Annotated in this window: 4 protein-coding genes and 1 pseudogene; 4 read left to right on the top strand and 1 reads right to left on the bottom strand. The window is 39.0% G+C overall.

The features are described 5' to 3' along the window. Both QZT73_RS13855 and QZT73_RS13850 read left to right on the top strand, forming a co-directional pair. Window positions 1-474: pseudogene (locus QZT73_RS13855) on the top strand (TonB-dependent receptor); the annotation flags it as partial. 6 nt (window positions 475-480) lie between these two features. Continuing rightward, complete coding sequence (locus tag QZT73_RS13850) at window positions 481-1,086, top strand: hypothetical protein (RefSeq protein ID WP_291781118.1); 606 nt, start codon at window positions 481-483, stop codon at window positions 1,084-1,086. Window positions 1,087-1,160: 74 nt separating this feature from the next. Here the strand turns inward: QZT73_RS13850 and QZT73_RS13845 are convergent, their stop codons facing one another. Beyond that, the gene (locus tag QZT73_RS13845; protein ID WP_009185205.1) at window positions 1,161-1,520 is read right to left on the bottom strand and encodes a hypothetical protein; all 360 of its coding nucleotides are present in this window, start codon (window positions 1,518-1,520) and stop codon (window positions 1,161-1,163) included. A gap of 165 nt (window positions 1,521-1,685) precedes the next feature. Between QZT73_RS13845 and QZT73_RS13840 the strand changes: the two genes are divergently transcribed. Both QZT73_RS13840 and QZT73_RS13835 read left to right on the top strand, forming a co-directional pair. Continuing rightward, a complete protein-coding gene (locus QZT73_RS13840; RefSeq protein WP_291788737.1) occupies window positions 1,686-2,642 on the top strand; it encodes a GTP-binding protein in 957 nt (318 codons plus the stop codon). Between the two features lies 1 nt (window position 2,643). Beyond that, window positions 2,644-3,034 (top strand): dCTP deaminase (locus QZT73_RS13835; protein WP_291781111.1); only part of this gene is annotated, 391 nt, incomplete at its 3' end.

The raw sequence follows: 3,034 nt of genomic DNA, 5'->3' as shown, positions 1-3,034 counted from the left end.
CTGACCTATGAATGGAGCCACAATACCAACTGGGAAAGCCGCATGGGCGGAAGTTTCATTTGGTCCCAAAATGTGGAAAGAAATGAGCCTTTGATCAACCAACCTCCCATCAACCTCAATTATGAATTGAAATACAGCAAAAGAAATATTGGTCCATTTGATCGCGTGGAAGTAGCCCTGCAACCCATGTACACTTTCAGACAATTTCAAGCCCCTAGAGAAATTGCAATAAGGGACCTGATTGAAGGCAATGTCACAATCAATTTGGATTCGGAAATATTTGACTTCATGGCTCCTCCTCCGGGATACTTTCTCTTGAATGGATTTGCCAGGGCTGAAAGAGGGAAAATGGGGCTTAGTCTTCAGGTGCATAATGGGCTCAATACCCGATATAGAGATTACCTCAATGCCATGCGGTTTTTTGCAGACGACTTAGGAAGAAATATCATATTAAACGTTCACTATAAATTCTAATCTATTATGAAAAAACAAAACAAACTATCCCAGCTATTGATGCTAATGCTCATCCTTACAATTGGATTTTCCTGCCAGGAAGCGGAAGCTCCTGAGGAAGAAAATGAAGTTGAAATCTTTACCGATATAGAACTGATCTTCACTGCAGAAGATGGAACCGTGGTCCGCGCACTTGCTGAAGACCCAACAGGAGGATTGGCCGTGAATTCTAGTTTTACTGTTCAGCCCTTTACACTGAAAGCAAATACCACTTATACCTTGACCTTCGAATTACTCAACAGACTGGTAACGCCAGTGGAAGATGTTCAAGAGGAAATATTGGATGAAGCCGATGAACACCAAATGTTTTTCGAATTCACCAACAATGCCTTCGCCAGCCCTACAGGAAATGGCAATATTCAGGATAGAAATGGGGCCATCAATTACCTTGACTTTGACCAAAATGACCTTCCACTTGGCCTAAGGACAAGTTGGACTACAGGAGGTCCTTTGGAAAATGGAACCTTCAGGGTATGGCTGGCGCATCAACCTGGTGTAAAGACGGCATTCTCCAGTGTCAATGACGGAGATGTAGACTTTGATATTACCTTTTCGATGACCATTGAAGAGTAATTTTCAAAAATTATTCACTAAAAAAGCCAACCCCAAAGGAATAGGGTTGGCTTTTTTGGTTTTTCTAAAACCGATTAATTGATTCTTTTTCCCTTTACGGGAAACTGATCCACCAAATAGCCCGAAACAGCATCATCTCCATCGGGCCTTACGGTCATATATAAGTCATATCCTTCTGCATAAAAATAAAGCATTATTCCATTTTCCTGTTCATTGACAGTAGCATTGGTTACTTGGTCAGAACCTACTTGCTTGAATTTAGCCTTCATTTTACCATCTTCTTTCTCAATCGTCAAGTGGACATTCACCGTTCCCTGAGGAGTATCCTGAACGGTTACATCCCAAGTACCGATAAGCTTGTCATTGTCTTTGGCATTGACAACTGAGAAAACACAGAGGAATAAGATAGCGGTTAAGAAATAGAGCTTTTTCATTGACTTTGGATTTTATGTTTCCCTTAAAAATACGATAATTTTAATAAATGATTGATTTTGATTCACATAAATTCTTTACACCCAAGCTTTACAGGACTCTAGTTAATGCAACTTTGTTGCGTTTAAATTTTTTATCTCATATCTTAGCCTTAAACAATGAAAATAATGCAAAAAAAAATTACTGTTTATTTGCTTACAGGCTTTCTAGGTGCTGGGAAAACCACCCTTCTGAACAACCTGTTGGAAAACAAAAAAGATAAATTAAACTACGTAATTGAAAATGAGTTTGGAAAGGTATCAGTGGATGGCAATTTGGTTTCAAAAAACTACCAAGAGCTTTTTGAATTGAATAATGGGTGCATTTGCTGTTCTCTTGATGGAGAGTTGGTTGCCGTTCTTGCGCAGTTGATCCAAGCAGATAAATTACCGGATAATTTATTTATTGAAGCCTCGGGGGTAGCAGATGCAGGACAATTGGCATCCATTTTCAAGAGAGATGATGTGATGCAGTATTTTGATCTAAAGCAGGTCATTTGCCTGATTGATGCAGAAAATTTTGAAGATAGAATCGAAGAAGTTCCTGAAATGTACAGACAAATTGTTGCATCAGATTTGATATTGATCAACAAGTGTGATCTGGTACAAGCCTCCTATATCGGATCCATCCAAACCAGCATTTCGAGCATTAATCCGTTAGCCAAAATCATAACAACTGAATTTGGAAAGTTAGACTCCTCTTTATTAATGCAAAATGCACCGATTGAAAATCTATCAGATCAAATTGAGCTTTCTAAACAGGCAAAGAAAGAGGGACATCGCATGAAAAGTATAGCCATAGAAGTTCCTTACGAATTTGACCGTACCCAACTCTATGTTACGTTTTCGATGTCCATTTTTTTACACTATCACCAAATCTACCGAATCAAAGGTTTTGTGAGGTTATTAGGAGAAGAAAATCCTGTATTGGTTCAGTCAACAGGAAATAAGCTTACCATTACTCCACTACCTGAAGGAGAGAAAATTCCCGAATTGGTGATGGTTTTTATTGGTAGAGATATCGAGCGTCAAGGACTGGAAAGACTCATTAATAAAGCTTTGATAAACGAAACCATTTCCTCTTGATATGATTCTGAGTGGCATTGAAATTAAAAACAGACTGAACAGGGATATCTTTATAAATCCCTTTGATGAAAGCAGGCTCAATCCCAACAGCTACAATTTAAGATTGGATGAAAAGCTTTTGGTGTACAAGTCGTCTCTTCTGGATATGAAAACCGCACATGAAACTGAGGAACTGACCATACCTGAAGGAGGTTTGGTCCTAGAACCTAACCGCTTGTATCTAGGAAAGACGATCGAATATACCCAAACTGAAAACCTTGTACCCATGCTTGAAGGAAGATCTTCTATTGGAAGGTTGGGCTTATTCGTCCATATAACAGCAGGGTTTGGAGATGTTGGCTTTAGTGGTTTTTGGACACTTGAAATTTTCTGTGTTCAGCCCATAAGAATCT

It is taken from the genome of Cecembia sp. (assembly GCF_007126775.1).
GTDB lineage: Bacteria > Bacteroidota > Bacteroidia > Cytophagales > Cyclobacteriaceae > Cecembia.
The sequence above is the reverse complement of the archived record's forward strand: the minus strand, read 5'-3'. Positions and strand labels throughout refer to the sequence as shown.

Excerpts from the sequence above, each read along its gene's own strand:
- QZT73_RS13850 (WP_291781118.1), top strand. The coding sequence starts at position 481 with ATGAAAAAACAAAACAAACTATCCCAGCTATTGATGCTAATGCTCATC.
- QZT73_RS13845 (WP_009185205.1), bottom strand. The coding sequence starts at position 1,520 with ATGAAAAAGCTCTATTTCTTAACCGCTATCTTATTCCTCTGTGTTTTC.
- QZT73_RS13840 (WP_291788737.1), top strand. The coding sequence starts at position 1,686 with ATGCAAAAAAAAATTACTGTTTATTTGCTTACAGGCTTTCTAGGTGCT.